This is a genomic window from Polynucleobacter sp. GWA2_45_21 (genome assembly GCF_001830325.1).
Classification (GTDB): domain Bacteria; phylum Pseudomonadota; class Gammaproteobacteria; order Burkholderiales; family Burkholderiaceae; genus Polynucleobacter.
Map to the genome: position 1 here is coordinate 311073 of NZ_MHZG01000001.1, position 13438 is coordinate 324510.

The window sequence follows — 13438 nt, forward strand, 5'->3', positions numbered from 1 at the left end:
TAGCCAATTATAGAGGCTATTCAAGCAGAATAGCTCACCTAGAACGCCAGGGATTACCTATGGCAAGCGCCTTATTTCCAAAAAATAGCCAGTTTTTGGGGTCCAGAGCCCTGAATCAGTACAGACTTCTTCTGGATACTTCCCTGATAGGAGGCTTCGATCTGATATTGGCCGGCAGTCAAATTAATCAACATATAGGGTCCATCGGCCTGTGCATCAAAAATCACTTGATTCTTGGTATTGAGCACTTTGATCTTTGCACCAAAAATCCAAACGCCACGACCATTTTCCAATTGCGATAACTCAAGCAATAAAGGCCATTGCTTTGACTCCTTCAAAATTGCTTCTGATTCTCCCTCACCAACCCCGCCTGAGATATAAGAAATTCCTTGGGAATATTGGGTATCTGGTATTTGTGCAAACACCATTGAAGAAAACGTGAAACATGCTGCAGAAAGAATCAATCGGGCGTTGAATTTCATGTGAGCCTCATTTCATTAGCGTAAGTGTGTAATTCATTCTACAGTCAAGCGCTTTACTCAAGTAAAAAAAATGGTCATTAAAAAAGCCCCGCACAAACGGGGCTTTTCAACAAACTAGTTTAATCAAGCTAATGTTCGGTAACCCACATTAAGGGATCATGATGATCGCACCCGAGACTTTTCTTCCTTCGGCTGCTTTATGCGCCTCAGCAGCTTGTTCAAGTGTGAACTTGGCACCAATTTGCACCTTCACTCGACCTTGTGCAATCGCATCAAACACTGCACGAGCATTTTCTTGAAGCAGCTCTGGAGTAGCGTTATGTGGAAATACAGAAGGTCTGGTTAAAAAGAGGCAGCCTTTCTTATTCAGAATCTCCGGCTGAATCTCTGGGGCTGGACCTGAGGCAGCACCAAATAAAGCAACCATGCCAAATGGTGCAGCACAATCGAGCGATCCCAGGAATGTCGTTTTAGCAACGGAGTCATAAACCACATTCGCTTTACGTCCACCTGTTGCCTTGAGTACCTCTTCCACCCAATTAGGGTTTGAGTAATCCACCACAGCATCGCATCCCGCTTCCTTAGCTGCTGAAACCTTGGCTTGAGAGCCAACAGTGCCGACAACAAAAGCACCTAATGATTTTGCCCAGCCAGCCAAGATTTGACCAACACCACCGGCAGCAGCATGAACTAGCACGACATCGCCAGCCTTTACCTGATATGTTTTCTGAATTAAATACTGCGCAGTCATTGCCTTAAAGAACACGGCTGCAGCGACTTCATCAGATACGTTGTCTGGCACTGAGACCAACTTATCTGCTGCGACATTACGTGCACTCGCATAAGCACCAATACCAGCATTGATATACATGACACGATCACCGATTTTGAATCGAGTGACACCCTCACCAAGCGCCTCAACTACACCAACCGCTTCATGACCCAAACCTGTTGGCAGCTCGAGTGGGTAATAACCAGAGCGCTGATAGACATCAATAAAGTTAAAACCAATCGCAGTTTGACGAAGCTGAACTTCCCCTTTTCCTGGAGCTGGCAGCTCTTTATCAATTAACTGAATCACATCAGCATTGCCGAGTTCTGAAAGATTAACAATTCGAGCAGTTGTCACAAGTCACCTTATTATTTTTATAGAAAAATTTATCTTACTGCAACAGCAGAAGAGGCAAGCTCTTCATCCTCAACAACAGCCCAAGTACTATCTCCGAGCTTTTTGACCGCCATAGAATAAGTCCAGGAATCAGGGATACCGCAACTCCATTGATCTGGGCCATTCTGAATCAACACATTGGCGCCAATGCGACTATCAAAATACAAATGATATGTTTTGCCATGCAGAGGGTTAAAACTGAATTTGGCACTATGCACCATCTCAGTGGCATCTAATCGCGCTTGAAGCGAGCGCGCTTGCTTCATTAATACTTCAGCCTGCTCCATAATGCGATCGTATTCGAGCTTGGCATTTTGACGAGCAACATTGACTGCCTTGTCTTTTTCTTCCAAGACTTTAATCGGCGCAAACACGGGTGCGCCGACCTCCATGGGATATTCAATGCCGGCATGCCGTGCTGGATCGGTGTCTTCTATTCTCATGGCTTAATTAACCCACTGATTTATATAGCGAAAGTGTGACACAAATTCACAAAATGCGTTGCTGCTGCTTATGGAGCAAATAAGTCAATTACAGGGCGTTCAAATCTTCTAGAAGCCCTTTGGCATGAATTTGGATTTCCTGCTGATCAGCATCGCTAATGCGAGATAAGTTGGCAGTCATCAGCCTGGTCCGAGGGCTGGCCTCAAACTGCTGACGATGCTTTATTAAGAAATTCCAATACAGATTGGTCATTGGGCAGGCGCCCTCCCCAAACCGAATATCAGGCTTGTATTGGCAAGACCCACAATAGTTATTCATTCTCTTAATGTAGGCGCCACTGGCAATATAAGACTTACTAGTGAAACGACCACCACTCGCAAATAAGGCCATGCCCGCCGTATTGGGCAACTCCACCCACTCAATCGCATCAATATAAATTGCCAGATACCAATCACACACCTCTTTTGGCAGAATTTCTGCGAGCAAGGCAAAGTTACCCGTCACCATCAAGCGCTGAATATGATGTGCATAGCCATACTGCAAGGTCTGCCCTATCGCCTCTTGCATGCATTTCATATTCGTTTTGCCAGTCCAATACCAATTGGGCAATGGATTGCGATGGTCGTAAAAATTATCCTCAGCCATTTGAGGTATATCCAGGTAGTACATGCCGCGGACAAATTCTCGCCAACCTAGAATCTGACGAATGAAACCTTCTACTGTCGCCAACTCCAAGTCATCTTTTTTCCAAGCCAGTAAAACGGCATCAATGACTTCTCTGGGATTGAGCAACTTTAAATTCAGCGAACTCGACAACAGCGAGTGCCAACCAAATGGGGTATCTGTCCACATCGCATCTTCATAAATGCCGAAGGTCGCTAAGCGATGCTCTACAAACCCCTCGAGTGCTTGAAGTGCTTGCTGGCGAGTCACCGGCCACTGAAAGTGAGTCAGCGATCCAGGGTGATCCGAGTAACGCTCTTCTACCTCAAGCAATACGGCTTTAGTAATCGCATCTGGTTCAAATAATTCTGGAGGCGGAATAAGGCCCGGCCCCTTCTTAGGAAAGGGTTTGCGATTATCTCGATCGAAGTTCCACTGCCCACCCTCTGGATTACCTTCTTTATCAACCAGGATGTTGTGGGTCTTGCGCATGAGTCGATAGAAATACTCCAAACGCAACTCTTTTTTGCCTGCAACCCAGTTAGAAAATTCATGGCGTGAACAATAGAAATGGGGATCCTCCTGCATTTCTAATTCAATACCCAATTCAGAGGCCAATGTTTCAATCTCGCACTTAAGTCGATACTCCCCAGGCTCAAGACAAACTAAATGAGTGCATTGATCATTTTTCAGAATTTCGCGCAATGTGTCAGCAATTGATTTGGGGGATTGCTTGATATATTGCAGCGGTATACCAAGCCCTTCTAATTCCTTAGCGAAGTGACGCATAGCCGACAAAAACAAGGCAATTTTTGCTTTATGGGACCAAACATACTGAGCCTCATCCGCAGACTCAATCATGACTACCTGATCAGCCTGAGGATTGAGATTTTTTAATACCGGACTATTGATGTCTAGCTGATCACCCAAAATGAGAACAAGCTTCTTCAAATATCTTTTCTCGCCAATCGCTGGGCTTAGCGCTTGTAAAAGCTCAGGGTAACCTCGCCAAGATCAATTCCAAATTTACTCATCTTGGCCTTATTCAGCATGACCTTGGGTGTGACAAGGTACATCCAATCATTAAATTGCATGTGATAAATTGTGCCGTCTACTGGTAATGCCAAGGTGTAAGCCCAGTTAAGGGCATTACCCGCTGACTCACCCAGTGCATCACCCACTACATCATCTGCCCTACCAATATATTTACCTGGTGCAGTTTCAGTCAAAGTCCAGATACGCTTTTGCTTAGTGCCGTCGGAATATTCAAAGCTCTCATCGAGAGTGCCCACTTTTTTACCATCAACGACTTTCCACTGCGCCACCAAGAGAACCGTGAAGCGCTTCTTAACTTCGCCACTGCGGTCAGTAAAGATTCCATAGGCATCTATCGTGCCGTTAAAGTATTCACTCAGATCTAGATTGGGTTTCTCATTAGCGTACTGCGTTACCGAAGGAGAAGAACAGCCAAATAGACCGAATGCAAGCAAGCAAACACTTAAGCACTTTGAAACGAAATGGATCTTGCACATTAACATGCTCCTGAAATGAGTGGTGGCGGGCAGCCCTGCCCCAAGAGTTCAGTCCTGAGTTTTGGGACGCTTGTTTTTGAATCTAACCAAATACCAAAAAAAGCTTTTGCAAAATCAGCACCCTGAATTTGCGATATCTTCCTGCCCTCATAAAAGAAGCTGGTGCCCTGCTTAGGGATATAGACAGCAGCAATAGTCTGGCCAGGCTCCACGTTGGGAAGGATACCTGCTAGCTCCTTACCCCAAGATGTTGCTTGGGGATCGGCAACACCTAAGCTTTTCATTTCATCAGCCGTACGGTTGGCGATTGCCTCCCCTAAGAATGCCCTCTGATACTTCAGCTCGAGTGCGAACTCCTGAGAATCCTTAGCGGCACCACGATATAGATTGGCATCGTAAACGTGAAAGCCCCAAAAGTTGAGTCTGCCCAGCCCCTGCAATTGTGTTTGACCCATCATACTTTTAATATGCGGCGGCTCTTTAGCGAAACTCATAGGAGTTGCTGCGCCAAGGGCTAAGGTGATTACCAATACATGAGAGAGTTTCATATCCTTATGCCTTTCTATTGACCAGTCGCAAAGCAAGCGGTCCCAGTAGTGCCGAAATAGCATGGCGATGCTTTGCGAAGAATCGATAACCCACATTCCAAATCGGCTTGAGAGTTGACCTAGAAAATAGCCATACCAATTTAGGAAGATTGGCCCGGCTATAGGCTGCTGAAAATACCTCCACTCCTTGGATCAGCTCACCATCATCATATTGGGCGCACATAGAGGCCAAAGCTTGGTCGCAAGAGACACCAACACGATCAGGGGCATATTGCTCCGAATTAATATCCACGAAGCTAAGCAATCCTGCTTGATTACGCCCAGAAAGAAACTGGATTTCTGCCTGGCATAAAGGACAAAGTCCGTCATAGAACATGGTCAGCTTTTTCATGATGCCGATTTTTGCTTGTACTGAGTTGCGCAGTAAGCGCGGTTAACTAATTTACTGCGTAGGGCGAGATGCTTAGTTGCTCTGCCAGTCACCCGCTTGCGCCACAATTCAAAGGAGTTGCGTTTTAGCTGCTTTCTCATCAAAGCAATCACTTGAGGCTCTGAATACCCAAAAGTAAGTTCAATGGCATCAAAAGGCGTGCGATCCTCCCAGGCCATCTCAATCAACCTTGAGAGGTCCGCTTCTGAAAGCGTCTGGGGTAGTCGTGTCGTCATCGAGCAAGTTTAAGACTTATTCAATAAACTGGCTGAGACCTCCTCCAAATACCCTATTCATGCCATTAATTCCAAATTCCTTCCGTGCGCTTGTGATTGGCTCCTCCGGAACCATCGGCTCTGCCTTCATGGAATTACTGGAAAAGCATCCCGCATGCACGAAAGTAATAGGCATGCATCGAAACTCTGCCAATCCGATTGATTACCAAGATCTCAACACCATTGAAGAGGCAGCAAAAGCCCTTTCAGGAGAAGCTCCTTTTCAGTTGATCATCAATACCATCGGCGTATTGCACTCTGCGGATTGGATGCCAGAAAAGAAACTGGATGATCTCAATGCCGAGCAATTGCAGTTATTGATGCAAATGAACGCCATTGGTCCTGGATTAACTATCAAGCACTTTTCTAAGTTACTGGATCCAGCCAACTCGGTCATGGCAACGCTCTCTGCCAAGGTTGGCAGCATTGAAGACAATCGTCTCGGCGGCTGGTACAGCTACCGCGCCTCTAAGGCAGCACTCAATATGCTGATCAAGACGGCATCGATTGAATTCTCCAGAACTAAACCCAATACCGCACTTGTGGCACTTCACCCAGGGACCGTCAATTCTCGCTTATCAAAACCCTTCAAGGGCGAGCAAATTGGTAGACCCCCTTTAGATGCTGCCAACGATATGCTCAATGTTCTTTTCTCGCTCAGCAAAGAAGATTCAGGTAGCTTCATTACTTACTCTGGCGAGAGACTACCCTGGTAACTCACAACATCTGATGAGCTATTTTTCTCATATTTTTCTCTCACTACTCATGCTTGTCGGGGCGCAAACTTCTCTCTTCGCGTAAACTGAGTTCGCTAGGGCTATGCAAGATGGTCAACATGTCTTGCTCATGCGTCATGCTGATGCGCCGGGGTTTGGTGATCCTCAGGGTTACCAGTTAAGCCAATGCTCCACGCAACGCAATCTAGGTGAGCGTGGCAAGAAACAGGCTAAGGCCACTGGCGATTGGCTGGCCAAGCAGGGCATTACGAAGGCGCAGGTCTACAGCAGCCCCTGGTGTCGTTGCTTTGATACTGCAAACCTACTCAATAAGGGCGAAGTTAAGAAGGAGGCGGCACTCGGCTCCTTCTTTGATGACATGAGTCAAGCCCAAAAGCAGACCGAAGCTTTAGCGAAACTCATTCAGCTTGAGCGCATTCAGCATCCAAAAACACCAATCATTATGGTCACTCATCATGTCAATATTGAATCCTTCACTGGCCAGGTTCTCAATTCGGGTGACATGATCTTGGTCAAAGTAGATTCTTCAGGCAGAGCGCTATCTCATACGCGATATCCAAGCCCATAGCGTCTTTTTTATTTAACAAACTTCATGCAATCGAAAGCATCCATCATGACTGACTTACCCCTGAATGTTCTTGGACAACCACTGGTTCCCTGCTCTTTTGATCCTTTGACGGGATTTTTTAGAGATGGCTGCTGCAAAACAAATGAACAAGATCTCGGCAGCCATTTGGTCTGTGCGATTGTCAGCAATGACTTTTTGCAATTTAGCCTTAAGCGCGGCAATGATTTGATTACCCCAAGACCGGAATACCAGTTTCCAGGTTTGATTGCGGGTGATCAGTGGTGTCTTTGCTTGAACCGTTGGATCGAAGCTTTAGAAGCGAATTGTGCGCCGATGATTAAATTAGAAAGTACTCACATCAAAGCTTTAGAGAAAATCTCTCTAGAAGTGCTGGAGCAATACGCAGCATTGGAGCAGTTATAAAACTCTACTAGGATGAGAGCCAAAGCTTGCGGTAGATTTCTTTTGGATCGTGGTCTTGAGTTTGCTTGGCAACATTAAAGGGTCTACCTCCCCTGGGGTCAGTACCTCGTCCAGCTATATAGAGCCAATTACCTTGATTGCTGTAGACGTCATAGTCGATTAGTTGAGACTCAAACCAGGCCGCACCCGCGCGCCAATCACCCTGCATGTCGTATATCCAGTAACTAGCCACAATCTGACGCATCCTATTGGAGAGATAACCGCTCTGGTAAAGCTCACGCATGCCAGCATCCACCAACTCAGATCCAGTATTGCCAAAGCGCCATTGTTCAAAACTAGCCTGAGATGATGGTTTTACAGCGAGCCCCGTTAAGCCGCTAGCGCGATACAGGTTCTGGCCATACTTGAAGTGAATAAAGCGGAAATAATCCCTCCAGAGTAATTCAAACCAAAGCCAATAAGTACCATCATTAGCACCATAGCGATTTTCATAATCGCTTAATTGAGCCGCTATCTCACGCGCTGAAATACAACCCAAGGCAAGCCATGCTGAAAACTTACTGGAGTAATCCATACCAATCAGTTGATTGCGAGTCTCTTTATAGCTGTCGGGTAAACGCCGCTCAAGATATTGCTTTAAATGGGCCTGGGCATGACTAGCCCCTCCCACAAAATACGGATGTGAAGCTGATTGAGTTCTAGAAGGTGCTACTGAGCGCTGAGGTAAAGACCCTGGTAGCAAGGGAATATTCTTGGGCGTATTGATGGGCTGTGCAAACTTGAGCTGTGCCCGTTCAACCTCACGCCTAAATCCCGTAAATACATCGGGCATCTTTTCTAAAGCAAATGGTAAGTCTTGCGGCTCCAACATACTCGATTGCCAGAACTCCTGAACCTCAACTCCCTGCTCTTGCAAAATGCGTACTTGCTCTATTTCTTCGGGTGCTTCAATTTGCTCGCAATAAATTGCTGTTGCAGCAGCATCCTTAACTAACTGCAACAACACCTCCGTCGACTTGCCAGCCAACTCGAATAGATCTGATCCCTGGGCCTGTAGCTGAGCCTTTAAGTCATTCAATGAGGCTCGCAAGAAGGTCTTTCGATGCAGTCCTTGTCGCTCAAAACCATAAACCATGTCTTGCTCTTTGGAATCATGTATGTACACCGGCAAAAGAGAATCCGCATTTAAGCAAGCTTGTGCAAATGCTGGGTTATCCGCCAATCGCAAGTCATTTCGAAACCAGTAAATTAAGGTGCACATCGATTACACCTCAGCCTTACTGCCGGACTTTTTGGAGCGGCAGGCATCAGAGCAATATTTGACCTCATCCCAATTTTTGGCCCACGACTTACGCCACGTCATCTCCTTGCCGCAGACCAGGCAGGTCTTGCTGGGCAAAAATGATTTATTCCCCTTAAAGCCTGCTTTTTCAGATCGAGCCATACCTACCTATAGAAAAACGAATAGACTATTCAACACAATTAAAAGTCAAATGAAAATAAGATTGCTTTGAAAGCTTTTTATACCGACCACTATGTTTTACCACTTCCACCGGGACACCGCTTTCCGATGGAAAAGTACAGCCAGCTGCGCGACCTCGTTACACAACTAAAGGGCATCGAGCTCGTAGAAGCGCCTGCCGTTACCGATACACAAATTCTGTATGCGCACGACCCTAGCTATCTCATGAAAGTCATTGCGGGGGATTTAAGCACGAAGGAACAACAGGAGATTGGCTTTCCTTGGAGCGAAAAAATGGTGGAGCGATCACGCCGTTCCGCTGGGGCAACTGTGGCAGCGGCAAAGGCGGCACTAGATGAAGGTTTGGCAGTAAATCTAGCGGGCGGCACCCACCACGCCTATCGGAATATGGGTGGTGGATTTTGCGTTTTTAATGACTCCGCGATTGCAGCGAGAACCTTACAAAAAGAAGTGGACTCAACACTGAAAGTAGCCATCGTCGATTTAGATGTACATCAAGGAAATGGCACAGCATCTATTCTTCAACATGACAAATCCATCTTCACGCTATCGATTCATGGTGAAAATAATTTCCCATTTACTAAAGAGCAGAGTGATTTAGATATTGGCCTACCCAATGGATGTGCAGATGAGGATTACCTCAAAGCTTTAGACCAGGGACTAGAGATACTAGATACATTTAAGCCTGACTTCATCATTTATCTAGCTGGTGCAGATCCCCATGAGGGCGATAGACTGGGAAAGTTAGACATCAGTAAAGCGGGCATGCGCCAAAGAGATGAGCGTGTCTTTCAATATAGTGCAGACCGCCAGATCCCAATTGCCTTCTCAATGGCAGGCGGCTATGGAAAAGAGATTTGTACTACTGTAGATATTCATTTCCAAACCATTCAAACTGCACTTCAATTTACTTCTGCTTCTTAGGTAAATTATTGAGCGTCCTAGCATCGTTGAGCTGCTGATCAACTAGGTACAGCGTTCCGCCATAGTTGGCCTGTAAGTCGTAGCCCTTAAGCCCAACCGTATAAATAGTGATGTAGGGATTAAATGAGCGGATAGTGCCACCAGAGCCAGCAGAAAAATTAGCATCCACATCCATGCCGCCACGTTGCCCATCAATAGAGGTTAATAAAAACTGATCGATCGCATCTGTATTCTTAAAGAGAATAATTTGATATTGATCTTGATATCCCGCACCAATACCCTCACCGGTTTTCATGGCTTGCATAAAGATAGGCTCTGGACGGCGCTTATCAAATAAGACACCCTCACCTCTCGCCAGTACCAATAAGACCACATTGACATTAGTAGTGTTAAAGACTGCATATCCTGGAGCGGCCTCTATATCCTTCCTGATTGCGGGATTTTGCTTAATGAGAGCAGCCAAACCCACCTTAGACATTTCAAGAGTTGCATCTCTTTTTTGCACAATCTCTTGAGCAGTTAAAGGCTTTCCGTCGACTCCTGTTGACTGGCAGCCAGATAGCATCACCAAGCCAAATGCCATGCATAAGGCTGGGAATATTGTGGAAGGGTGATTCATGGCGGCCTAAGAAAGAGTCAATATTCAAAAAATAGGGTTATCAAGCCTTATTTTATATGCCTTAGATAAGCTTAATAAAAGATATCGAAATGCACATTAAAATCGCCGAACTATGTTTAGGATTAAAAATCTCCTCCTGCTGATGGCTTTTGGGCCAGGTTTAGCTTGGGCGATCGATTTACAGCCGAACGATATTGTTGCCCCTGCACCCAATAAAAACTACTTAACTTTGAGTTACATCAATTCAGAGAACACCACTCAATACAGAAAGGGCTCCGCGCAACCTGGTAACCCAGTAATTGGTACGCAAAGCGCAATTTTGCGCGGCTCTCGTACCTTCAATATAGGTGACTTGCCTGCAGTAAGTTATCTTCAGTTACCTTATGGAGCGATCAGTCCCGCCGGTTCTTTTGCGAGTGCGCCTGGCGATACCGGCATTGGCGACCTTAGCTTTGCTACCGCAATCTGGCCCTATGCCAATAAAAGTACTAGAACCTATTTAGGAATAGCTGGCTATCTCATTACTCCAACAGGAAGCTATTCCAGCCAGAGAGTCTTTAATCTTGGTGAAAACCGTTTTCGAACAGACTTGCAGATTGGCTTTCAGACTCCAATCACTTCAAACGTCGATGGCATGATTGCCGTAGATACGATGTGGTTTGGTGGCAATAGTCAGTGTGGAGCAGCTTGCGGACTCAGTACCAATGGCTCCTTGAGCCAAAAACCCCTCACCACCACACAGCTTGGCCCAATCTATCGTATTAACCAAATCTTTACTGTTGGTGCCTCCTATTTTTATGTAGCAGGAGGAGCAACCTCGATTAATAACAATTATCTAAATAACGTGGTGAACACCCAAAGATTTTTGCTAAGTGGTCAGGCGCACACACCTATTGGAAGATTCTCCCTGCAATACGGCAGAGATATGGAAATCAAAAATGGATTTGTGCAGACTCGAGTACTCGCAATCAGACTCGCAAAAGAGTTTTAAAGCTATCTTATAGGTGGCAATGGGGAGCCACAAGAAGAACAATAATGATCCTCACGGCCATATCCATCGCGCATACAAATTAAACAGGCACGATCACTATTTGCTCGATGCGCCTTTTTTGTATAAGACATTTCTGCTGTAACAATTCCGGTGGGCACTGCTAGGGTTCCCCAGCCCATTAACATCATGAGCGAGGCAATCAACTTGCCTAAATCCGTTTGCGGGGTGATGTCACCAAAACCTACCGTGGTCATTGTGGTGATTGCCCAATAGATCGAAACCGGGATGCTCGTAAAGCCATGGACCGGCCCCTCAACCACATACATCAATGTTCCCATCACCATCACCACCATGAGAACAACAGACAGAAAGACCAAAATTTTTCTTCTGCTAGCTGCCATCGCATCAGCTAGATGCTGATATTCAGACATGTATTGAGTCAGCTTAAAAATTCGGAAGACCCTAATGAGGCGCAAAATTCTGACATCAATTAAGGCATGCAACTCTGGGAAGAGTAAGGCCAAATACGTTGGCACGACGGCAAGAAGATCGATGATGCCAAAAAAACTCGTAATGTATTTAATGCGATTCGGGGCGCAGTAGATTCTGACAAGATATTCCACCGTAAAGAGTCCCGTAAATACCCACTCAAAAAACGAGAGCTCTGTATGGAAGTTTTTCGATACTGACTCAATGCTATCCAATACCACCACCAACAAGGAAAGTAGTATGGCGAAAATTAATACCTGGTCAAAACGAAGGCCTAAAGGTGTGTTCGCCTCAAAGACAATTACTCTCAGCTTTTCTTTGAAGGAAATTTGTCTAGGCATTTTGTCTACTCGGCTCCATTCGATCTAGATAAAGTCCAATACTTTTGCATCTCGATAAAGAGAAATGAAGCAGACCAGGTAATCAGGATGAAGCCTGTGAGCGCCTCTACTCCAGTCAAATAACGTAAGTAGCCTTGTGCCACGATCTCGCCATAGCCCAATGTCGTAAAGGTAACAAATGATAGGTAGGCGCAATCTAACAACATGCCATGGCCTGAAAGCTCGCCAACAAGTCCGCCCATCACGGGAAACTGCAAGGTAACGAAGTAGCCTAAGGCAAACAGCCAGATCTCCGCCACGTGCGCCATGAAGATGGCGCCGACCCCTATTAACACCCGAAAACGTGGTGCAATGTGGGCTAGCTTGGGGAGCAGCTTATCAAGCTGAAAAAGGGCCTCGTAATGCAAAAGGATCGCAATAAGTGCTAGAGATCCATTGATGACGAAGGCAGTAATGAGCAACATCGATAAATTATCCCCCATTTTCAGGGGGATAAAAACATCAACCAGTAATAACGGTATCGCCTTTTAGAGCATCTACTTTGGCAAAGTACTTTTTAGCGTAAGCCAATAATTGCCCATCAGTAGGATGGTCTACAGTTTCAATACCAACCACCTTTTCAGCAATGGTGTGATCGTGCTTAGTGGCATGCTTCATCAAATCTAATTTTGCAGAGCCAGGGCCCACGATCAAAATCTCTTTAGATTCCATCACCGCTTGAATCACTTCATGTAAGTAATGCTGATCTGGCTCAGCACGTGCGCCACTGACAGAGCCACTTTTGTGATGAACATTCTTATGAGTAGATCTAGTCTTAATAACTTCGCTCTCACTAGCAGTGGGGTTGAAGTAAATAACGTGCGCCTCTTGATGATCGATCCAAATTACTGAGTGATTAAATGACATACTTTCTCTTTCTAAATAAAACAACAAAATATTAAATGCGGTAGACCGGAAATGCTTAATCTAAAACTAAGTCGTGACTAAACACATGTACTGCACCATCTACAGCGTGACCGGCTAAAATTTTATTTTCCGCAATCGATAAAAGCTTTAGCTGATGATTCTGGAATAAACGCAAAGAATCCTTTTCAACTCCATCTGCATCCAAATCTTGCAGCGCTTCAAAGCTAAAAACACATTGCATTGGCTTGGCATCAAGTAATGCCGGAAATGCCACATTGCCATTCTCTAATAGGCTGGCAGGGCCAATAAACTCAAGCTTCATTATAAGACTCACTTTATTTAGAAATATACAAATCGCTTTCTTATTGTGGTCTTATTTGACATGGAAGTGTTGATTTATATCAAAGATCTATCC

20 protein-coding genes are annotated in these 13438 nt (G+C 45.4%); 5 read left to right on the forward strand and 15 right to left on the reverse strand.

What is annotated here, in order from left to right:
* Window positions 1–71 precede the first annotated feature (71 nt).
* From A2X74_RS01590 to A2X74_RS01625, 8 genes are all read right to left on the reverse strand, one after another.
* Window positions 72–482, reverse strand: coding sequence for a carboxypeptidase-like regulatory domain-containing protein (locus A2X74_RS01590; protein WP_293627744.1), 411 nt, complete (start codon window positions 480–482; stop codon window positions 72–74).
* A 148-nt stretch (window positions 483–630) separates the two neighbouring features.
* Window positions 631–1611, reverse strand: a complete 981-nt coding sequence (locus tag A2X74_RS01595) for a quinone oxidoreductase (RefSeq protein ID WP_293627745.1) — start codon at window positions 1609–1611, stop codon at window positions 631–633.
* Between the two features lie 29 nt (window positions 1612–1640).
* A complete protein-coding gene (locus A2X74_RS01600; RefSeq protein ID WP_293627746.1) occupies window positions 1641–2093 on the reverse strand; it encodes a DUF2452 domain-containing protein in 453 nt (150 codons plus the stop codon).
* A gap of 88 nt (window positions 2094–2181) precedes the next feature.
* Entirely contained in the window at window positions 2182–3708 is a 1527-nt protein-coding gene (locus A2X74_RS01605; RefSeq protein ID WP_293627747.1) for a cryptochrome/photolyase family protein, read from the reverse strand.
* A gap of 26 nt (window positions 3709–3734) precedes the next feature.
* Window positions 3735–4289 (reverse strand): DUF3833 domain-containing protein, encoded by a 555-nt coding sequence (locus tag A2X74_RS01610; RefSeq protein WP_293627748.1) that lies wholly within the window; start codon window positions 4287–4289, stop codon window positions 3735–3737.
* Complete coding sequence (locus tag A2X74_RS01615) at window positions 4289–4837, reverse strand: chalcone isomerase family protein (protein WP_293627749.1); 549 nt, start codon at window positions 4835–4837, stop codon at window positions 4289–4291. The genes A2X74_RS01610 and A2X74_RS01615 overlap by 1 nt, the downstream gene beginning before the upstream one ends.
* Window positions 4838–4841: 4 nt before the next feature.
* Window positions 4842–5228 carry a DUF393 domain-containing protein gene (locus A2X74_RS01620; RefSeq protein ID WP_293627751.1) on the reverse strand — a complete coding sequence of 129 codons (387 nt, stop codon included), beginning with the start codon at window positions 5226–5228 and terminating at the stop codon, window positions 4842–4844.
* The gene (locus A2X74_RS01625; protein WP_293627753.1) at window positions 5225–5503 is read right to left on the reverse strand and encodes a TIGR03643 family protein; all 279 of its coding nucleotides are present in this window, start codon (window positions 5501–5503) and stop codon (window positions 5225–5227) included. The genes A2X74_RS01620 and A2X74_RS01625 overlap by 4 nt, the downstream gene beginning before the upstream one ends.
* A gap of 59 nt (window positions 5504–5562) precedes the next feature.
* Here A2X74_RS01625 and A2X74_RS01630 point away from each other — a divergent pair, with 59 nt between their 5' ends.
* The 3 genes from A2X74_RS01630 (at window position 5563) to A2X74_RS01640 (ending at window position 7270) form a co-directional block, all read left to right on the forward strand.
* Window positions 5563–6258, forward strand: a complete 696-nt coding sequence (locus A2X74_RS01630; RefSeq protein ID WP_293627755.1) for an SDR family NAD(P)-dependent oxidoreductase — start codon at window positions 5563–5565, stop codon at window positions 6256–6258.
* Between the two features lie 103 nt (window positions 6259–6361).
* The gene (locus tag A2X74_RS01635) at window positions 6362–6847 is read left to right on the forward strand and encodes a histidine phosphatase family protein (RefSeq protein WP_293627757.1); all 486 of its coding nucleotides are present in this window, start codon (window positions 6362–6364) and stop codon (window positions 6845–6847) included.
* Window positions 6848–6871: 24 nt separating this feature from the next.
* On the forward strand, window positions 6872–7270 hold the full coding sequence (locus A2X74_RS01640) for a DUF2237 domain-containing protein (protein ID WP_293627759.1): 399 nt from the start codon (window positions 6872–6874) through the stop codon (window positions 7268–7270).
* A 7-nt stretch (window positions 7271–7277) separates the two neighbouring features.
* Here A2X74_RS01640 and A2X74_RS01645 read toward each other — a convergent pair whose 3' ends face one another.
* Window positions 7278–8531: a DASH family cryptochrome gene (locus tag A2X74_RS01645; protein ID WP_293627761.1), complete on the reverse strand. Its 1254-nt coding sequence runs from the start codon at window positions 8529–8531 to the stop codon at window positions 7278–7280.
* Window positions 8532–8534: 3 nt separating this feature from the next.
* On the reverse strand, window positions 8535–8714 hold the full coding sequence (locus tag A2X74_RS01650; protein WP_114653853.1) for a DUF2256 domain-containing protein: 180 nt from the start codon (window positions 8712–8714) through the stop codon (window positions 8535–8537).
* 66 nt (window positions 8715–8780) lie between these two features.
* Here A2X74_RS01650 and A2X74_RS01655 point away from each other — a divergent pair, with 66 nt between their 5' ends.
* Window positions 8781–9677, forward strand: a complete 897-nt coding sequence (locus A2X74_RS01655) for a histone deacetylase (protein WP_293627762.1) — start codon at window positions 8781–8783, stop codon at window positions 9675–9677.
* On the opposite strand, the gene A2X74_RS01660 is transcribed toward A2X74_RS01655, so the two are convergent.
* Window positions 9661–10296 carry a hypothetical protein gene (locus tag A2X74_RS01660; RefSeq protein WP_293627763.1) on the reverse strand — a complete coding sequence of 212 codons (636 nt, stop codon included), beginning with the start codon at window positions 10294–10296 and terminating at the stop codon, window positions 9661–9663. The genes A2X74_RS01655 and A2X74_RS01660 overlap by 17 nt on opposite strands.
* A 112-nt stretch (window positions 10297–10408) precedes the next feature.
* Here A2X74_RS01660 and A2X74_RS01665 point away from each other — a divergent pair, with 112 nt between their 5' ends.
* Window positions 10409–11287 carry a transporter gene (locus A2X74_RS01665; protein ID WP_293627765.1) on the forward strand — a complete coding sequence of 293 codons (879 nt, stop codon included), beginning with the start codon at window positions 10409–10411 and terminating at the stop codon, window positions 11285–11287.
* A gap of 2 nt (window positions 11288–11289) precedes the next feature.
* Here the strand turns inward: A2X74_RS01665 and A2X74_RS01670 are convergent, their stop codons facing one another.
* The 4 genes from A2X74_RS01670 to A2X74_RS01685 are packed head-to-tail and all read right to left on the reverse strand — an operon-like array spanning window position 11290 to window position 13345.
* Window positions 11290–12117 carry an ion transporter gene (locus tag A2X74_RS01670; RefSeq protein WP_293627767.1) on the reverse strand — a complete coding sequence of 276 codons (828 nt, stop codon included), beginning with the start codon at window positions 12115–12117 and terminating at the stop codon, window positions 11290–11292.
* A 5-nt stretch (window positions 12118–12122) separates the two neighbouring features.
* The gene (locus A2X74_RS01675; RefSeq protein WP_293627769.1) at window positions 12123–12581 is read right to left on the reverse strand and encodes a potassium channel family protein; all 459 of its coding nucleotides are present in this window, start codon (window positions 12579–12581) and stop codon (window positions 12123–12125) included.
* A 37-nt stretch (window positions 12582–12618) separates the two neighbouring features.
* Window positions 12619–13023, reverse strand: coding sequence for a translational machinery protein (locus A2X74_RS01680; protein ID WP_215301736.1), 405 nt, complete (start codon window positions 13021–13023; stop codon window positions 12619–12621).
* Between the two features lie 55 nt (window positions 13024–13078).
* Window positions 13079–13345 (reverse strand): DUF1488 family protein, encoded by a 267-nt coding sequence (locus tag A2X74_RS01685; protein WP_293627771.1) that lies wholly within the window; start codon window positions 13343–13345, stop codon window positions 13079–13081.
* Window positions 13346–13438: the final 93 nt, after the last annotated feature.

Coding starts and splice junctions, on each gene's coding strand:
- A2X74_RS01590 (WP_293627744.1), bottom strand. CDS start 482: ATGAAATTCAACGCCCGATTGATTCTTTCTGCAGCATGTTTCACGTTT.
- A2X74_RS01600 (WP_293627746.1), bottom strand. CDS start 2,093: ATGAGAATAGAAGACACCGATCCAGCACGGCATGCCGGCATTGAATAT.
- A2X74_RS01610 (WP_293627748.1), bottom strand. CDS start 4,289: ATGTGCAAGATCCATTTCGTTTCAAAGTGCTTAAGTGTTTGCTTGCTT.
- A2X74_RS01615 (WP_293627749.1), bottom strand. CDS start 4,837: ATGAAACTCTCTCATGTATTGGTAATCACCTTAGCCCTTGGCGCAGCA.
- A2X74_RS01620 (WP_293627751.1), bottom strand. CDS start 5,228: ATGAAAAAGCTGACCATGTTCTATGACGGACTTTGTCCTTTATGCCAG.
- A2X74_RS01625 (WP_293627753.1), bottom strand. CDS start 5,503: ATGACGACACGACTACCCCAGACGCTTTCAGAAGCGGACCTCTCAAGG.
- A2X74_RS01630 (WP_293627755.1), top strand. CDS start 5,563: ATGCCATTAATTCCAAATTCCTTCCGTGCGCTTGTGATTGGCTCCTCC.
- A2X74_RS01635 (WP_293627757.1), top strand. CDS start 6,362: ATGCAAGATGGTCAACATGTCTTGCTCATGCGTCATGCTGATGCGCCG.
- A2X74_RS01640 (WP_293627759.1), top strand. CDS start 6,872: ATGCAATCGAAAGCATCCATCATGACTGACTTACCCCTGAATGTTCTT.
- A2X74_RS01645 (WP_293627761.1), bottom strand. CDS start 8,531: ATGTGCACCTTAATTTACTGGTTTCGAAATGACTTGCGATTGGCGGAT.
- A2X74_RS01650 (WP_114653853.1), bottom strand. CDS start 8,714: ATGGCTCGATCTGAAAAAGCAGGCTTTAAGGGGAATAAATCATTTTTG.
- A2X74_RS01660 (WP_293627763.1), bottom strand. CDS start 10,296: ATGAATCACCCTTCCACAATATTCCCAGCCTTATGCATGGCATTTGGC.
- A2X74_RS01665 (WP_293627765.1), top strand. CDS start 10,409: ATGTTTAGGATTAAAAATCTCCTCCTGCTGATGGCTTTTGGGCCAGGT.
- A2X74_RS01670 (WP_293627767.1), bottom strand. CDS start 12,117: ATGCCTAGACAAATTTCCTTCAAAGAAAAGCTGAGAGTAATTGTCTTT.
- A2X74_RS01675 (WP_293627769.1), bottom strand. CDS start 12,581: ATGTTGCTCATTACTGCCTTCGTCATCAATGGATCTCTAGCACTTATT.
- A2X74_RS01680 (WP_215301736.1), bottom strand. CDS start 13,023: ATGTCATTTAATCACTCAGTAATTTGGATCGATCATCAAGAGGCGCAC.
- A2X74_RS01685 (WP_293627771.1), bottom strand. CDS start 13,345: ATGAAGCTTGAGTTTATTGGCCCTGCCAGCCTATTAGAGAATGGCAAT.